Origin of the sequence: Flavobacterium pasteuri (genome assembly GCF_048286615.1) — a bacterium.
In the GTDB taxonomy this organism is placed as follows: domain Bacteria; phylum Bacteroidota; class Bacteroidia; order Flavobacteriales; family Flavobacteriaceae; genus Flavobacterium.
The window spans coordinates 480,748-495,789 of record NZ_JBLVPN010000001.1 but is presented as its reverse complement, the minus strand read 5'-3'; the positions used below and the strand labels follow the sequence as shown (position 1 = coordinate 495,789).

The window sequence follows — 15,042 nt, the reverse complement described above, 5'->3', positions numbered from 1 at the left end:
TCTTAGTTTAATTTTGTAGTATCTCTGCTGATTGCAGCTTGTTTTTGTTTTTTGTCAGCAATAGGACTCTTCTTCTTTTTTTTCAATTTGATCAAAGAATCTACACTCTTTGTTTTAGCTAGTAATCGCTTGTTGATTTGCTCAAACATACTTTTGTATTCATTATAATCAGATGCGTAATACACATTGCTTTTAGCAAATTGAACACTGTCAATTTTATATTTTTTAAAAATATAGTCTCTTGAATTTATTTTGAAAGTATCCAAGGAAGCCGGATTTTGATTTCTTATGGCTTCCAAAATAGATAAATCATACATAATACTTACCATAACGTCTTTCTCTATAAGTCGTTCCGGCTTGTTCACCACTTCTTCTTTACAGCTTACAAACAGTGTTATGATTGTTAAAAGTACTATGATTTTTCTCATTGATGAAAATTTTTATCTTTCGAATAATAAACGTTTTCCTGCACGAATATCTTTTACTTTAAAAGCAGTATAAACTAATTGTCCGTTGACAAAAGTATGGGTGATTCTAGATTTAAAAGTAAAACCTTCAAATGGAGACCAACCACATTTAGCCAAAATATTTTCTTTTTTTACGCTCCAAGGCAAGCCTGAATTAACGATAACCAAATCCGCGTAATAGCCTTCTTTGATAAAACCACGTTTTTCTATTTTAAAAATTTTTGCCGGATTATGGCACATTTTCTCCACAATTTTTTCAATGCTTATTTTTCCTTGATGATGCGCTTCAAACATAGCCACTACAGCATGTTGCACTAATGGTCCGCCGGAAGGTGCATTCAAATACGATTGTTTTTTTTCTTCTAATGTGTGTGGCGCGTGATCCGTTGCAACAACATCAATTCTGTCATCCAGTAAGGCTTCCCAAAGCACTTTTCTGTCATTAGCCGTTTTCACAGCTGGATTCCATTTAATCAGATTACCTTTAGTAGCATAATCATCATTGGTAAACCATAAATGATGTACACAAACCTCGGCAGTGATTTTCTTGTCTTCCAAAGGAATTTTGTTTGTAAACAAATCCATTTCTTTGGCAGTCGAAAGATGAAAAATATGCAAGCGAGCACCTGTTTTCTTAGCCAATGCAACCGCTTTGGAAGATGAAATATAACACGCTTCCTCGCTTCGGATAAGGTGATGAACCGTAACAGGAACGTCCTCTCCAAACTCTGCTTTGTATTTCTCTAAATTATTTTTGATAGTGGTTTCATCCTCACAATGCACTGCAATTAGCATGGGTGTACTGGAAAATATTTTCTCTAAAGTAGCTTCATTATCCACCAACATATTCCCTGTTGAGGAACCTAAAAATATTTTTATTCCGGCAACATTCTTTGGATTTGTTTTTAAAACTTCTTCCAAATTATCGTTAGTTGCACCCATCATAAAAGAATAATTCGCATACGATTTTTGGGCAGCCAACTCGTATTTTTGTTCTAATATTTCTTGGGTAACCGCATTTGGAACCGTGTTAGGCTGTTCAATGTAAGAGGTAATTCCTCCTGCAACGGCCGCTTTAGATTCTGATTCTATGTCACCTTTGTGCGTAAGTCCGGGTTCTCTAAAATGCACTTGATCATCAATTGCACCCGGAATTAAATAATTCCCTTCGGCATCAATAATTTTACATTGAGAGGATTTTGCACTAATGCTTTCTGCAATTTCAACAATTAAGTCATTTTCAATTAACACATCGCCCTCAAAAATCACCCCTTCATTTACTATTTTGGCATTCTTAATTAAAACCCTGTTCATCCTGTCTTTTTCTTATAATGTGTTGACTAATCTTTTTAATCTAAGTGCAATAACTCCAAAAACGGCTTCAACAATTATTGAATTACTCATTTTGGATTGCCCTTTTGTTCTATCGGTAAAAATGATGGGAACCTCAGCAATTTGAAATTTCTTACAATACGTTCTGTATTTCATTTCAATTTGAAAAGCATATCCAACAAATTTTATTTTATCTAAATTGATCTCTTCGAGCACCTGTCTTTTGTAACAAACAAAACCTGCTGTGGCATCATGAATTTTCATCCCGGTAATCATTCGTACATAAACCGACGCAAAATACGACATCAAAACGCGGCTCAACGGCCAGTTTACCACATTTACTCCAGTGACATAACGGGATCCAATCGCTAAATCAGCATCGCCAAAATGACACGCATTGTATAATTTCTCTAAATCTTTTGGATTGTGGGAAAAATCAGCATCCATTTCAAAAATGAAATCATATTTATGTGCTAATGCCCATCTAAATCCATGAACATAAGCCGTTCCCAGACCTGATTTTTTTTCTCTTTTTTCCAAAAATAATCTCCCTCCAAATTCAGATTGAAGTAAAACGACCTTATCAGCAGTATGATCCGGTGAATTATCATCAATAATAAGAACATGAAAAGATTTATGCTGGGAAAACACTGATCGAATAATGCTTTCTATATTTTCAATTTCGTTATAGGTAGGAATTATAACAATACAATCATTCATATTTTTAACTAATTTCACCGCAAAAGTAAACTTTTTATGCCATTTCATCCTTAATAAAATTATAATAAAAAGAATGATATAAAAATTAGTAATTTTGCAACGTTATGATCGAAAATATACTTCATCCAAGAATAACTGACAGCAAAGACTGGGCAACCGTGCTTTTTGTTTTGTCATTTGCTATTATTGCTGTTACAAAATCTGTTTTCGAAAATAGATTTGGTGATTTCGCCAATTTAATTTTTTCCAATAAATACAACAAAGTTTACAGAGATAGCAGCCACTTAAAAAGCGGTTTCACCATCTCCTTGTTTTTTGTCCAAGTGATTTCAATTGCTTTCTTTATCCAAATTTCCTTAAATTATTTTGGCCATGCCTCAAAGACAGATTGGATACTTTACATTCAAATTTTTACTTTCCTAACTTTTTTTATTTTATCTAAATATTTGATTGAGAAAATAATAGCCACTTCATTCAATATTGAAGAATTTATGGAGCAGTTTAATCTCCAAAAGGTGACTTACAGAACCTATATTGGACTAATCATACTGCCATTGAATATTATTTTGTTTTATTATGACTCATTTTCAAGAAATATTCCATTGCTAATTATTGCTACAATATTGATAATAAATATATTAACTTATTTGATTTCAATAAAAAACTATCAAAATATAATATTCGGTAAGTTGTTTTATTTTATTTTATATCTTTGCGCTCTTGAAATAGCACCCTATTATTTTATGTATTATTGGTTTACAAAAGGGAGTGCTTAGAAACCGTTAAATATGAAAGTGAAAACAATTTTGGTGTCACAGCCTGAGCCTAAAGTGGAGAATTCCCCTTACTTTGAACTTCAACAAAAGCATAAAGTAAAAATTGATTTCAGACCTTTTATTCATGTAGAAGGAGTTAATGCAAAAGAGATTAGACTTCAAAAAATCGATCTTAATCATTACACCGCAATTATTTTAACGAGTAAAAATGCCGTAGATCATTTTTTTAGAGTGGCTGATGAAATGCGTTATAAAGTTCCAGAAGGATTAAAATATTTCTGTCAATCAGAAGCTATTGCTTTTTACTTGCAAAAATACGTTGTGTATAGAAAACGTAAAATCTACGTGGGACCAAAAGATTTTGCAGATTTATCTCCACTGATAAAAAAATACAAAGACGAAAAATTCTTATTACCTGCTTCAGACCAATTGAATGCCGATGCGCCAATAACGCTAAACGCTTTAAAAGTAGACTGGACTCCAGCTGTTTTTTACAGAACCGTAATGAGTGATTTATCTGATTTAGCCGATGTATATTATGATGTTTTGGCTTTCTTTAGCCCAACCGGAATAAAATCATTGTTTATGAATTTCCCAGATTTCGAACAAAATAATACTCGAATTGCAGTTTTTGGAAGCACTACTCAAAAAGAAGCGTTGGATCATGGATTAAGAGTGGATATTCTTGCACCAACACCAGCAACACCATCTATGACAATGGCTTTGGAAAAATACATTATTGAAGCTAATAAAGGAAAATAAAAAATTACTTTTCAAAATAAAGCCAAAAAGCTATTCGTAATCCGAATGGCTTTTTTTTATGGAGTACGTGGAAAATTAAGTTATAGTTCTTTATCATATATTAATAAGTATAAATTAGTTTTGCTGTAAGTTCCAGCGCAGTAGATAATCATTTTAGCATCTCGACTGCGCTCGATGTGACAAAAAAACATAACAAATACTAAATTCAATCGTTTTTTACTTAAATTTGGTTTTCAATTCAAACTAAAATGCTTTTTTTAGTTTAAAATAATAACTCATGAAAATCAATTCCCTTATAGTAGAAATTGACGGTATCGATAAAGAGATTTTACGTGATCTGATGGAAGATGCCAGAAAACCAATTCTTCAAATCGCCAATAAAATAGGGATTTCAGGAGCTGCAATTCATCAACGCCTGCGAAAACTGGAACAATCCGGCGTTATTTCGGGGTCTAAGTTCACGGTAAACAATAAAATCTTGGGTTACAATACAATGGCTTTTGTTGGAATCTATTTGGACAAAGCCGCCCGAAACCCAGAAGCGGTGCGTGATTTAAAGAAAATCCCCGAAGTTTTGGAATGCCATTACACTACTGGAAACTGGTCGATTCTGATAAAGATTATCTGTCGGGACAATGAACATTTAATGCACTTGCTCAACACCAAAATTCAAGCGATAGAAGGCGTTTCCAGAACAGAAACTTTCATTTCCTTAGACCAACAAATCGATAGGCAGATACAACTATAGAATGTTAGCTAATTAGGAGGTTACATTTATATGAACACAAAAAAGCCGTTTATACTACAAACGGCTCTTTTCTAATTATCTAAAAATCTAACAATCTAATTATTTAGTCTCTTCTGCTTCCACCCATATAAATGGAAACGTAATACAACAGCGTAGCAATTGAACCCAAAGCAGCTACGACATACGTTCTGGCAGCCCATTTCAAGGAATCCTTCGCTCCCGCTTGTTCTTGTTGCGTTAGCATTCTTTTATTCTCTAACCAAGCCAAGGCACGATTACTTGCGTCATACTCGACCGGTAAAGTAACAATCGAAAACAAAGTGGTTGCTGCAAAAATGATAATTCCTACCAATAGCAATTGTGGAAAGGTTTTCATCATTAAGATTCCGGCAAGCAAAATCCATTGCATATAGGTTGATGCCACATTCACCACGGGAACTAATTTAGAACGCATCGTCAGCCATTGATACCCCACAGCGTGTTGCACGGCGTGACCACATTCGTGCGCCGCAACAGCTGCTGCAGCCGCGTTGCGTTGGTTGTAAACCGCCTCACTTAGATTCACTGTTTTATCTGCTGGATTGTAATGATCCGTCAAACGACCCGGTGTCGAGATCACTCTTACATCGCGAATTCCGTTATCGGTAAGCATTTTTTCGGCGATTTCAGCGCCTGACATTCCGTTTTGTAATTGTAATTTAGAATAATGTTCAAATTTGCTTTTTAGTCTTGAACTAACTAACCAGCTGAAAAGCATAATTGCTCCGGCAAGAATCAAATAACCCATTCCCATATTTTTGTTTTTTAATTGTATTGTTAAAGTTATAAAAGATTTATCAAAATCTGAACCAATTTTTTATTTTGTCAATTTGGCATTGAAAAAATGGAACGTGGATAATGCAGATGAAACGGATTGGCACGGATTCTAATACATTAAAAAAAATCCAAATCCCAAAATGATTTTGGAATTTGGATTTTAGAATATTTGTAAATTCGGTTTTACCCCACCAAATTGATAATTTTTCCCGGAACAATAATCACCTTGTTTGGCGTTTTTCCTTCTAATTGTTTGATGGTTCTTTCGTCTTTCATTACAATTTTCTCGATTTGTTCCTTGGTTAAATCCAAAGGTAAAACCAACGTGAAACGCATTTTTCCGTTGAAAGAAACCGGGTATTCTTTACTGCTTTCTACTAAATGTGCTGGTTCAAATATTGGAAAATCAATTGTAGCAATCGAACCTGTATTTCCTAATAATGACCATAATTCTTCGGCAATGTGAGGCGCATACGGCGAAATCACAATTGCTAATGGCTCCAAGATTGCACGAGAATGACAATTTTGAGTTGACAATTCATTCACACAAATCATAAATTGAGAAACCGACGTATTGAAAGAGAAACCTTCAATATCCTCTGCCACTTTCTTGATGGTTTTGTGTAATGATTTTAAGTTGTCTTTGGTTGGTGCGTCATTGGTAACAATCAAACCGTTGTCATCAAAATACAAACGACACAGTTTTTTCAAGAAACCAAAAACTCCCGAAATTCCTGCCGTGTTCCAAGGTTTTGCTTGTTCCAATGGTCCTAAGAACATTTCATACAAACGCAAGGTATCGGCACCGTATTCATTACAAATATCATCTGGCGTTACTACATTGTATTTGGATTTCGACATTTTTTCGATTTCACGACCTACTATGTATTTTCCATTGTCTTCGGTGATGAATTCTGCATTTACATAATCTTCTCTCCAAGCTTTAAACTTTTCAATATCTAATTCATCAGATGAATTTATCATAGAAACATCAACATGAGTAGCAGTTGGTATCGCTCGAAAAAACTGTGTTTTATCAATGTTTAATTTTTCAAAATCTTCAATAGCCGAACTAAATACTTCATTAATGTCTAGTTCATCTTTTTGCAATTTATCGACTATACTTTTTGTTATAAAAAAATTGGTGAAGTAATCAAACTTTTCACTGACTACTCTCAATCTATAAACAAATGCACTCATTCCCAGGATCATTCCTTGATTAATCAGTTTTTTGAACGGTTCTTCAGTTGGCGCAAAACCTTTATCTTTTAAGAATTTATTCCAAAAACGGGAATATAATAAGTGACCAGTTGCGTGTTCGCTTCCGCCAATGTATAAATCTACACTTTCCCAATACGCTAAAGCGTCTTTGCTTGCAAATTCATTCTCATTATGCGCATCCATATAACGCATCCAATACCATGAACTTCCCGCCCAACCCGGCATGGTGTTGAGTTCTAAAGGAAAAATCGTTTGCCCCTCGACTGCGCTCGGGTTGACAAGATCGGTAGAAACAACTTTATTATTTACACTATCCCAAGCCCAAACCAAAGCGTTTCCTAAAGGCGGCAAACCTTCTTCAGTTGGTAAATATTTTTCTACTTCCGGCAAAATGATTGGCAAATGTTGCGCATCAATCATTTGCGGCAAGCCATTCACATAATATACTGGAAATGGCTCTCCCCAATAACGTTGACGAGAGAAAACGGCATCACGCAAACGGTAATTTATTTTTCCTTTTCCTTGGTTTAATTTTTCTAGCTCGGCAATTACTTTTTGAGTTCCTTTTTTATAATCTAATCCATTTAAGAAATCAGAATCAACTAATTGAAAACCCTCTTTGGCTCCAAAAGCAGCTTCAGATATATCTTTATCAAAAATGTTCTTGATTTCCTGCATTCCGTTTTGACCTTTGAAGAAATTCGCAAAAGCATAATCTCTTTCGTCGCCACAAGGAACCGCCATAACAGCGCCTGTTCCATAACCTGCCAAAACATAATCGCCAATCCAAACCGGTATCGGCTCTTTCGTAAACGGATGTTCAGCATACGCGCCTGTAAATACTCCAGAAATGGTTTTTACATCGGCCATACGTTCTCTTTCGGAACGTTTTGACGTTTTTTCTATATAGGCATCCACTTCTGCTTTTTGTTCTGCAGTTGTAATTTGTGAAACTAATTCATGTTCCGGAGCCAATGTCATGAACGTAACCCCGAAAATAGTATCGGGACGCGTTGTAAAAACGGCAATTTTAGGAGAAGTTACCTCGATTGCGCTCGGGATGACATTAAACTCTATAGTAGCACCAACAGATTTTCCAATCCAGTTTCTTTGGCTTTCCTTGATGCTTTCACTCCAATCAATATCATTCAAACCTTGTAACAAACGTTCCGCATAAGCCGAAATTCGCATGCTCCACTGCGTCATTTTCTTGCGAACAACGGTAAAACCGCCACGTTCTGAAACACCATTTACGATTTCGTCATTCGCCAAAACTGTTCCTAATCCCGGACACCAGTTTACTTCGGTTTCGGCTAAATACGTCAATCTGTATTGCAGCAAAATTCTTTCCTGCTGTTCTTTTGCGAAAGCGTTCCATTCTTTTGCTGAAAAAGCTTCTATATTTTCATCACAAACGGCGTTGACACTTGTATTTCCTTCTGTTGAAAAAATGGAAACCAAAGTCGAAATATCTTCGGCTTTATCGCTGTTTTTATTGTACCAAGAATTGAATAATTGGATGAAAATCCATTGTGTATGTTTGTAATAATCCGGATTTGAAGTACGCACTTCTCGGCTCCAATCGAAAGAGAAACCAATTTTGTCCAATTGCTTTCTGTATCCGGCAATTTTATTTCCTTCTTTATCCGTTCCACCGTCAATATTTACTGAAGTCGTATCTTCCGGACGCTGACCCGTTTGAATGGCATATTGTTCCGCAGGCAATCCAAAACTGTCGTAGCCCATGGGGTGCAAAACGTTAAAACCTTGGTGTCTTTTGTATCTTGAATACACATCAGAAGCAATATATCCCAGCGGATGTCCTACGTGTAATCCCGCTCCAGATGGATAAGGAAACATATCAAGTACATAATATTTAGGTTTTGTTGAGTTATTTTCAGCTTTAAACGTTGCGTTGTCTAACCAATATTTCTGCCATTTGGCCTCTATTTCGTTCGGATTGTACTTCATTCTACTTTCTTAATTATTTTTTTAATGGAGTCATGCTGTCGCACACTCAAGTCATATTATAAGATTCAAAGTAACTCTGTTACTCAGTTGCTGTATTATATTTGGAGAAATGATTATTTCAAGGTGCCAAATTTACGTTTATTGTACGAAAGTTGAAACTTTGAGCGTTATTAACTTTAAATAAAGAAATTCTTTATTATTTTTACCCAATAATTTCAGTAAACTATGAGTTCTTCCTTTGATAAATTTCAAAAACGCAGATTAATTTCCTCTTATTTTTCGGTAGTGCTAAGTGTATTCTTAGTTTTATTTCTACTGGGCGTATTGGGTCTTTTTATTATAAATTCTAAAAAACTTGCGGACGATTTCAAAGAAAATATTGCCATGACCGTTTTTTTCAAGAACGAAGCGAATGACAGTATTCTGAAAGCTTTTGGAACTGAATTAAAATCGAGCCGTTTTGCAAAATCATACGATTATGTAACTAAAGAAGCTGCTGCAAAACAACATACAGATATTATTGGAGAGGATTTCATGGAATTTCTTGGTGAAAACCCTTTGCAGAACTCTTACGATATTCACCTGAAAGCCGATTATGTAATCAAGGACAGTATAGCAAAAATAGAAACCCGCTTGCGTAAAAACACTATGGTTTCGGATATTGTGTATGACAAGCAATTAGTGAATTTAGTGAATGATAACATTAAAAAAGTAAGTATGTGGATTCTTATAATCAGCGGATTCTTGGCCGTGATTGCCGTATTACTGATTAATAGTTCGTTGCGTTTATCCATACATTCCAACCGATTTATCATTAAAACCATGCAAATGGTAGGCGCAACCAAAGCCTTTATCAGAAAACCATTTGTGATGCGAAGCATAAAACTGGGAATGATTGGCGCAGGACTTGCCATCATTGCATTAATTGGTCTTTTAATTTACGTGCAAACTAATTTCCCAAATCTTGGTATACTTGACGATAAAGCTTTAATTGGATTGGTATTATTAGCTGTTTTAGGGGTTGGAATATTGATCACCTGGTTAAGCACCTATTTTGCAACACAACGTTTCTTGAATTTAAGAACGGACGATTTATACTAATGTTTATTTGTTGATTTGGTTATTTGTTTATTCGAATTCTCACCATTCAGCTTTTTAAATCAACACCATAAAATGAAAAACGACGAACAGCAACAAGAATTTCTTTTTGACAAAATAAATTATAAAATTCTATTAATTGGGATTGGAGTAATTGCCTTAGGATTTATTCTAATGGCTGGTGGAGGAAGTGATGACCCAAATGTTTTCAATGAAGAAATCTTTAATTTCAGAAGAATTCGATTGGCGCCAACTACCGTTTTAATCGGTTTTGGAATTACCGTTTATGCTATTCTTAAGAATCCAAAAAAATAGTAAACAGTGACGAGTAATAAGTTGCACTACAAAGCAAACTCTATCAACTGAACACTAAAAACTGAACACCGATCACGATATAATGAATACATTACAAGCATTTTTAATTGCTGTTATCGAAGGATTAACAGAATATCTTCCTGTTTCTTCAACAGCTCACATGGTTTTTCTAAGTTCTTATTTTGGAATTCAAGAAGATGATTTTGTGAAACTATTTCAGGTTTCCATTCAATTTGGAGCCATTCTGGCTGTTGTCGCTTTGTATTGGAAGAAATTTTTCGATTTCTCTTCAAAAAGTGTAGCTATCAACTTTTACATAAAACTTATTTGCGCCGTAATTCCAGCTTTGGTTTTAGGGAAATTATTCGATGATAAGATTGAAGCAGTTCTTGGAGATCCTATTCCTATTGCGATTGTATTAATTTTAGGTGGCGTAATTTTACTTTTCATAGACAGTCGTTTTCAAAGCCCAACGGTTCTTCAAGAAGAAGACATTACCATTAAAAAAGCAGTAACCATCGGTTTTTGGCAATGTTTAGCAATGATGCCCGGAACAAGTCGTTCTGCCGCTTCCATAATTGGCGGTATGCAACAAGGGTTAACACGTCACGCTGCAGCGGAATTCTCCTTCTTTTTAGCGGTTCCAACGATGATGGCAGTAACGTGCTATTCTGTATTCTTGAAAACTTATGAGTCTTCACAAATGAAAGGCTACGAATTGATTTTAAAGTCAAACGAAAATATACAATTGTTCTTGATAGGAAACGTGGTTGCTTTTATCGTTGCCATTATAGCCATTAAATTCTTCATTGAAATTATCAAAAAATACGGCTTTAAGCCTTGGGGTTGGTACCGAATAATAGTAGGAATCTTTTTACTGATTTACTTTTCATACTTTAAATAAATTCCTTTGAAGACAGCTGAAGATTACCAAGACGGACAAATTTTACTCATTGACAAACCTTTGAATTGGACTTCTTTTCAGGCGGTAAATAAATTGAAATGGGCTTTAATAACCAAACTGAATCTGCCAAAAAAATTCAAGATTGGTCACGCCGGAACTTTGGATCCTTTGGCAACTGGATTGTTATTAGTTTGTACCGGAAAATTCACCAAAAGAATCACTGAACTTCAGGGTCAAGCCAAAGAATACACTGGAACTTTTTATATTGGAGCCACAACGCCTTCGTATGATTTAGAAACGGAAATCGACAAAACTTTCCCAACAGAACATATTGACGAAGCTTTAATTCATGAAACGGTCAAACAATTTCTGGGCGAAATAGACCAAAAACCACCTATATATTCTGCTATAAAAAAAAATGGCGTTCGCTTGTATGAACATGCCAGAGCAGGAGAAACCATTGAAATTGCCACCAGAAAAACAACCATTCACGAATTTGAAATTACTCGAATCGCACTTCCACAAATAGATTTCAGAGTGGTTTGCAGCAAAGGAACTTACATTCGTTCCCTGGCTTTTGATTTTGGAAAAGCAATGAATTCCGGTTCACACTTAACTGTTTTACGACGAACCAAAATTGGAGATTACGACGTAAATCAAGCTATAGCTGCTGAAACATTCGAGGAAAATTTAGTGCCAAATAATTAATATTTTGAGACTTTTAATCCTAATAGCGTTCTTATTTAGTTTTTCTGCTTTTTCTCAAAATAAAAAATTTACCTACATTCAATTTGATGTAGCCATCCCTATTAAAGGAAATCCGGAACGTGGAGAAACAGATGCGAATGGCAACAAAAACAACTCTTGGTTCCTGCCCGATGGACTGAATAGTAAAATAGGCTATGGATTGCATTACAACAAATGGATTGCTTTGGGAATCAATTCTGGAATAGACTGGAAATGGACTGATAAATTAGTTATTGTTCCAGTTTTTGCTAATTTAAAGTTAAGCCCTAAAATTGGAGATAATACAAGAATCACACTACAACTAGGTTTAGGAAAAGCAATTGCTTTAGGCCGCGGGGATTTAATGGGAGATTATAAAAAAATAAGTTTGGGTGTTCAAACACCTGACGATTTAATTATATTTATTGAACTAAGCCATTACGCGATTCCTATTAATAATCAAAAAGATACCGGAAGCATCAGTTTCGGAATTTCTTTAATCACTTTTTAAAGAATACTTTCTAAGGCTCAATTCGAATAAAAAGCAAAAACACATGATAAATACAAACTTGAATTTATTATGTGTTTTTTCTAAAATTAAAGTACTGTTAATCCATACTCTTTTTTCTACTTGGCTAGGCCAAATGAATTTAATAATGAGGTCTGTTATTACCTCCAAATAGTAAATTAGACAAGTAATCATAAAACTTTTCAAATAGCTTTTTCATAGCGATGTTAATTAAATTGTGAAACAATATATTTAAACACCAAAAAAAAGTAAATCAAATAGCAGAACTAATTGTAAATCAATAATTTACATTTTTTTAATACAAAAAAATAATTATTTGATATAGAGAAACTTATAGCCAAATATGCTTTTCTATTAAAGATTTTGCATCAAATTAATTATTTCTTCTTGAGTACTAATTCCTTTGTCATGCAAATACCATAATTGCAAGTTGGTTTTTGCAGTTTCATCAATAACTCCAAATTCCTTTTTATAATCCGTAATTAAATCCGTTGCACCTTTGGGTCTTGGTCCCCATTTTCCTAGAACACTTCCTGTTTCTTTATCTACAACCACCATCACTGGAATTGATTTTTTTTTATTGGTTAAAAACAACTTCATCAATTCGTCATTTTCATCACGCAAAACAATTTTCAATTCTATATTACCGGAATCAATTGCCATTTTATTAATAATTGGCAACAGTTGGGCTGCATCACCGCACCAACCTTCTGAAATTACTAACCAAATGTATTCGCTTTTTAAATTCTTTAATTCCAGACTATTTTCATCGGTAATTTTAATCGTTTTATCCAAACGATTCATTCGGGTTTCATTTAACTCACTGTAATGTTTTAAATCATCAGATTGTTCGTTACCGGTTGACTTTCCTTCGAGCAATAAATCTGAAACTAGTTTTCTATACTCAGAATAGGAATAACTATTAAACAATGCTTTAGCTACTGGAATTTTCATAATGAATTATTTGTTTTCACAAAGTTACCACAAAATTGGAGCATAAATATGACATATGTCACTTTCAATTCCACAAAAAGAGTAATTTTATCACAAATAAAAAAGATGGATTTAAAAACAAAATCGATAGGATTAGTGCTTTCTGGCGGAGGTTCTAAAGGGATAGCCCATGCTGGTGTGATTAAATTTTTAGAAGAACAAAACATCCGTCCGTCTCAAATGGCAGGAACAAGTGCAGGTTCAATTGTAGGCACCATGTATGCTTGGGGGAAAACTCCCGAAGAAATTCTAGAATTTTTTAAATCAATATACCTTTTTCATTGGAAGCATTTAACGTTCAAAAAAGCAGGATTAATTGATTCTGAATCGTTCAAAACTTATTTTCATAGTATTTTTAAGGATGCCACATTAGGCGATTTGAAAATACCGATTCAAATTACGGCAACAGATATGGTTCGCGGAAAATTAAAAATATTTGATCCGGAAACAAAAATCATCGATGCCATTTTAGCTTCATCTGCATTTCCCGGAATTTTATCACCGTATGAAATTAAAGGAAAAATATTCAGTGACGGCGGAATATTAAATCATTTTCCCACTGATATTTTACAAGGGCAATGCGATACATTAATAGGTGTTTATGTGAGTCCGATTCAAAAAATTGAAGCTAAAGATCTCAATTCTATCAAAGCAGTAACCACACGAGCCTTTGACATTCTTTCGGCAAATTCAAACCTGCATAAATTTAATATTTGCGATTGGGTTATTGAACCAAAGGATTTGTGTCTTTACAGCACCTTTGAAACCAATAAAGTGAAGATGGATGCCGTTTTCAATATTGGCTATGAAGCCGCAAAAAAAGCATACGAAAAACTTAATTTATAAAATTTCAGCAACATTATTTTAAAAAAAAAGAATATTCTATATTTGCACCAATCAACTCAACACACACATGAAATACAAAAGAATTCTTCTAAAACTAAGTGGCGAAGCTTTAATGGGCGACCTGCAATACGGAATTGACCCAAAAAGATTAGCTGAATATGCCGATGAGATCAAGCAAATTCATGATAAAGGAGTAGAAATCGCTATTGTAATAGGTGGTGGAAATATTTTTAGAGGAGTTGCAGGAGCAAGTGCAGGAATGGACAGAGTTCAAGGAGATTATATGGGAATGTTAGCCACTGTAATCAATGGAATGGCACTACAAGGAGCACTTGAAGAAAAAGGAATGAAAACCCGTTTGCAAACGGCATTAAAAATGGAATCCATAGCAGAACCATACATTAAAAGAAGAGCGGATCGTCACCTTGAAAAAGGAAGAATTGTGATTTTTGGAGCCGGAACTGGAAATCCATATTTCACAACGGATACAGCTGCTGTTTTGCGCGGTATTGAGATTAATGCCAATGTGATCCTAAAAGGAACTCGCGTGGATGGTGTGTATGATTGTGATCCAGAAAAAAATGCATCGGCTGTGAAATTCGATTTCATTTCCTTTGAAGATGTCCTTAAAAAAGGATTGAATGTAATGGATACAACTGCATTTACATTAAGTCAGGAAAATAAATTACCAATCGTTGTTTTCGACATGAATAAAGTAGGAAACTTATTAAAAATCTGCGAAGGCGAAAATATAGGAACCGTAGTAAATATATAAATAGACAAATTAGATTGTTAGACTTCTAGATTGTCAGACAGTC

General features: G+C 34.5%; 16 protein-coding genes. 10 read left to right on the top strand and 6 right to left on the bottom strand.

Annotated elements, in window-relative coordinates; translation table 11 throughout:
* Positions 1 to 2 precede the first annotated feature (2 nt).
* From ACNQF6_RS02295 to ACNQF6_RS02285, 3 genes are read right to left on the bottom strand one after another with little or no spacing between them, the layout of a single operon-like run.
* Positions 3 to 428: a DUF4296 domain-containing protein gene (locus ACNQF6_RS02295; protein WP_417962835.1), complete on the bottom strand. Its 426-nt coding sequence runs from the start codon at positions 426 to 428 to the stop codon at positions 3 to 5.
* A 12-nt stretch (positions 429 to 440) separates the two neighbouring features.
* Positions 441 to 1,781, bottom strand: coding sequence for a dihydroorotase (locus ACNQF6_RS02290; RefSeq protein ID WP_417962833.1), 1,341 nt, complete (start codon positions 1,779 to 1,781; stop codon positions 441 to 443).
* A 12-nt stretch (positions 1,782 to 1,793) separates the two neighbouring features.
* Positions 1,794 to 2,519, bottom strand: coding sequence for a polyprenol monophosphomannose synthase (locus ACNQF6_RS02285; RefSeq protein ID WP_417962988.1), 726 nt, complete (start codon positions 2,517 to 2,519; stop codon positions 1,794 to 1,796).
* Positions 2,520 to 2,623: 104 nt separating this feature from the next.
* Here ACNQF6_RS02285 and ACNQF6_RS02280 point away from each other — a divergent pair, with 104 nt between their 5' ends.
* The 3 genes from ACNQF6_RS02280 to ACNQF6_RS02270 all read left to right on the top strand — a co-directional run bounded on the left by ACNQF6_RS02280 (position 2,624) and on the right by ACNQF6_RS02270 (position 4,805).
* Positions 2,624 to 3,295: a DUF4271 domain-containing protein gene (locus tag ACNQF6_RS02280; protein ID WP_417962832.1), complete on the top strand. Its 672-nt coding sequence runs from the start codon at positions 2,624 to 2,626 to the stop codon at positions 3,293 to 3,295.
* A 12-nt stretch (positions 3,296 to 3,307) separates the two neighbouring features.
* Positions 3,308 to 4,057, top strand: a complete 750-nt coding sequence (locus tag ACNQF6_RS02275; protein WP_099714209.1) for a uroporphyrinogen-III synthase — start codon at positions 3,308 to 3,310, stop codon at positions 4,055 to 4,057.
* A gap of 277 nt (positions 4,058 to 4,334) precedes the next feature.
* Positions 4,335 to 4,805 carry an Lrp/AsnC ligand binding domain-containing protein gene (locus ACNQF6_RS02270; protein WP_099714208.1) on the top strand — a complete coding sequence of 157 codons (471 nt, stop codon included), beginning with the start codon at positions 4,335 to 4,337 and terminating at the stop codon, positions 4,803 to 4,805.
* 103 nt (positions 4,806 to 4,908) lie between these two features.
* On the opposite strand, the gene ACNQF6_RS02265 is transcribed toward ACNQF6_RS02270, so the two are convergent.
* Both ACNQF6_RS02265 and ACNQF6_RS02260 read right to left on the bottom strand, forming a co-directional pair.
* Positions 4,909 to 5,598, bottom strand: coding sequence for a zinc metallopeptidase (locus tag ACNQF6_RS02265; protein ID WP_417962831.1), 690 nt, complete (start codon positions 5,596 to 5,598; stop codon positions 4,909 to 4,911).
* 206 nt (positions 5,599 to 5,804) lie between these two features.
* Positions 5,805 to 8,813, bottom strand: a complete 3,009-nt coding sequence (locus tag ACNQF6_RS02260) for a class I tRNA ligase family protein (protein ID WP_417962829.1) — start codon at positions 8,811 to 8,813, stop codon at positions 5,805 to 5,807.
* Between the two features lie 225 nt (positions 8,814 to 9,038).
* Here ACNQF6_RS02260 and ACNQF6_RS02255 point away from each other — a divergent pair, with 225 nt between their 5' ends.
* The 5 genes from ACNQF6_RS02255 (at position 9,039) to ACNQF6_RS02235 (ending at position 12,367) form a co-directional block, all read left to right on the top strand.
* Positions 9,039 to 9,914 carry a cell division protein FtsX gene (locus tag ACNQF6_RS02255; RefSeq protein ID WP_417962827.1) on the top strand — a complete coding sequence of 292 codons (876 nt, stop codon included), beginning with the start codon at positions 9,039 to 9,041 and terminating at the stop codon, positions 9,912 to 9,914.
* A 72-nt stretch (positions 9,915 to 9,986) separates the two neighbouring features.
* Positions 9,987 to 10,226: a DUF3098 domain-containing protein gene (locus ACNQF6_RS02250; RefSeq protein ID WP_417962826.1), complete on the top strand. Its 240-nt coding sequence runs from the start codon at positions 9,987 to 9,989 to the stop codon at positions 10,224 to 10,226.
* Positions 10,227 to 10,308: 82 nt separating this feature from the next.
* Complete coding sequence (locus tag ACNQF6_RS02245; protein ID WP_417962825.1) at positions 10,309 to 11,130, top strand: undecaprenyl-diphosphate phosphatase; 822 nt, start codon at positions 10,309 to 10,311, stop codon at positions 11,128 to 11,130.
* Between the two features lie 6 nt (positions 11,131 to 11,136).
* A complete protein-coding gene (truB, locus tag ACNQF6_RS02240; RefSeq protein WP_417962824.1) occupies positions 11,137 to 11,838 on the top strand; it encodes a tRNA pseudouridine(55) synthase TruB in 702 nt (233 codons plus the stop codon).
* Between the two features lie 4 nt (positions 11,839 to 11,842).
* Positions 11,843 to 12,367 (top strand): hypothetical protein, encoded by a 525-nt coding sequence (locus tag ACNQF6_RS02235; protein ID WP_417962823.1) that lies wholly within the window; start codon positions 11,843 to 11,845, stop codon positions 12,365 to 12,367.
* A 372-nt stretch (positions 12,368 to 12,739) separates the two neighbouring features.
* Here the strand turns inward: ACNQF6_RS02235 and ACNQF6_RS02230 are convergent, their stop codons facing one another.
* The gene (locus ACNQF6_RS02230; protein WP_417962822.1) at positions 12,740 to 13,339 is read right to left on the bottom strand and encodes a thioredoxin family protein; all 600 of its coding nucleotides are present in this window, start codon (positions 13,337 to 13,339) and stop codon (positions 12,740 to 12,742) included.
* Between the two features lie 105 nt (positions 13,340 to 13,444).
* Here ACNQF6_RS02230 and ACNQF6_RS02225 point away from each other — a divergent pair, with 105 nt between their 5' ends.
* Together ACNQF6_RS02225 and pyrH are read left to right on the top strand one after the other, a co-directional pair.
* Positions 13,445 to 14,224, top strand: a complete 780-nt coding sequence (locus tag ACNQF6_RS02225) for a patatin-like phospholipase family protein (RefSeq protein ID WP_417962821.1) — start codon at positions 13,445 to 13,447, stop codon at positions 14,222 to 14,224.
* A gap of 67 nt (positions 14,225 to 14,291) precedes the next feature.
* Positions 14,292 to 14,999: a UMP kinase gene (gene pyrH, locus ACNQF6_RS02220; RefSeq protein WP_113634118.1), complete on the top strand. Its 708-nt coding sequence runs from the start codon at positions 14,292 to 14,294 to the stop codon at positions 14,997 to 14,999.
* Positions 15,000 to 15,042 lie beyond the last annotated feature (43 nt).

Excerpts from the sequence above, each read along its gene's own strand:
- ACNQF6_RS02295 (WP_417962835.1), bottom strand. The coding sequence starts at position 428 with ATGAGAAAAATCATAGTACTTTTAACAATCATAACACTGTTTGTAAGC.
- ACNQF6_RS02290 (WP_417962833.1), bottom strand. The coding sequence starts at position 1,781 with ATGAACAGGGTTTTAATTAAGAATGCCAAAATAGTAAATGAAGGGGTG.
- ACNQF6_RS02285 (WP_417962988.1), bottom strand. The coding sequence starts at position 2,519 with ATGAATGATTGTATTGTTATAATTCCTACCTATAACGAAATTGAAAAT.
- ACNQF6_RS02280 (WP_417962832.1), top strand. The coding sequence starts at position 2,624 with ATGATCGAAAATATACTTCATCCAAGAATAACTGACAGCAAAGACTGG.
- ACNQF6_RS02275 (WP_099714209.1), top strand. The coding sequence starts at position 3,308 with ATGAAAGTGAAAACAATTTTGGTGTCACAGCCTGAGCCTAAAGTGGAG.
- ACNQF6_RS02270 (WP_099714208.1), top strand. The coding sequence starts at position 4,335 with ATGAAAATCAATTCCCTTATAGTAGAAATTGACGGTATCGATAAAGAG.
- ACNQF6_RS02265 (WP_417962831.1), bottom strand. The coding sequence starts at position 5,598 with ATGGGAATGGGTTATTTGATTCTTGCCGGAGCAATTATGCTTTTCAGC.
- ACNQF6_RS02260 (WP_417962829.1), bottom strand. The coding sequence starts at position 8,813 with ATGAAGTACAATCCGAACGAAATAGAGGCCAAATGGCAGAAATATTGG.
- ACNQF6_RS02255 (WP_417962827.1), top strand. The coding sequence starts at position 9,039 with ATGAGTTCTTCCTTTGATAAATTTCAAAAACGCAGATTAATTTCCTCT.
- ACNQF6_RS02250 (WP_417962826.1), top strand. The coding sequence starts at position 9,987 with ATGAAAAACGACGAACAGCAACAAGAATTTCTTTTTGACAAAATAAAT.
- ACNQF6_RS02245 (WP_417962825.1), top strand. The coding sequence starts at position 10,309 with ATGAATACATTACAAGCATTTTTAATTGCTGTTATCGAAGGATTAACA.
- ACNQF6_RS02230 (WP_417962822.1), bottom strand. The coding sequence starts at position 13,339 with ATGAAAATTCCAGTAGCTAAAGCATTGTTTAATAGTTATTCCTATTCT.
- ACNQF6_RS02225 (WP_417962821.1), top strand. The coding sequence starts at position 13,445 with ATGGATTTAAAAACAAAATCGATAGGATTAGTGCTTTCTGGCGGAGGT.
- pyrH (WP_113634118.1), top strand. The coding sequence starts at position 14,292 with ATGAAATACAAAAGAATTCTTCTAAAACTAAGTGGCGAAGCTTTAATG.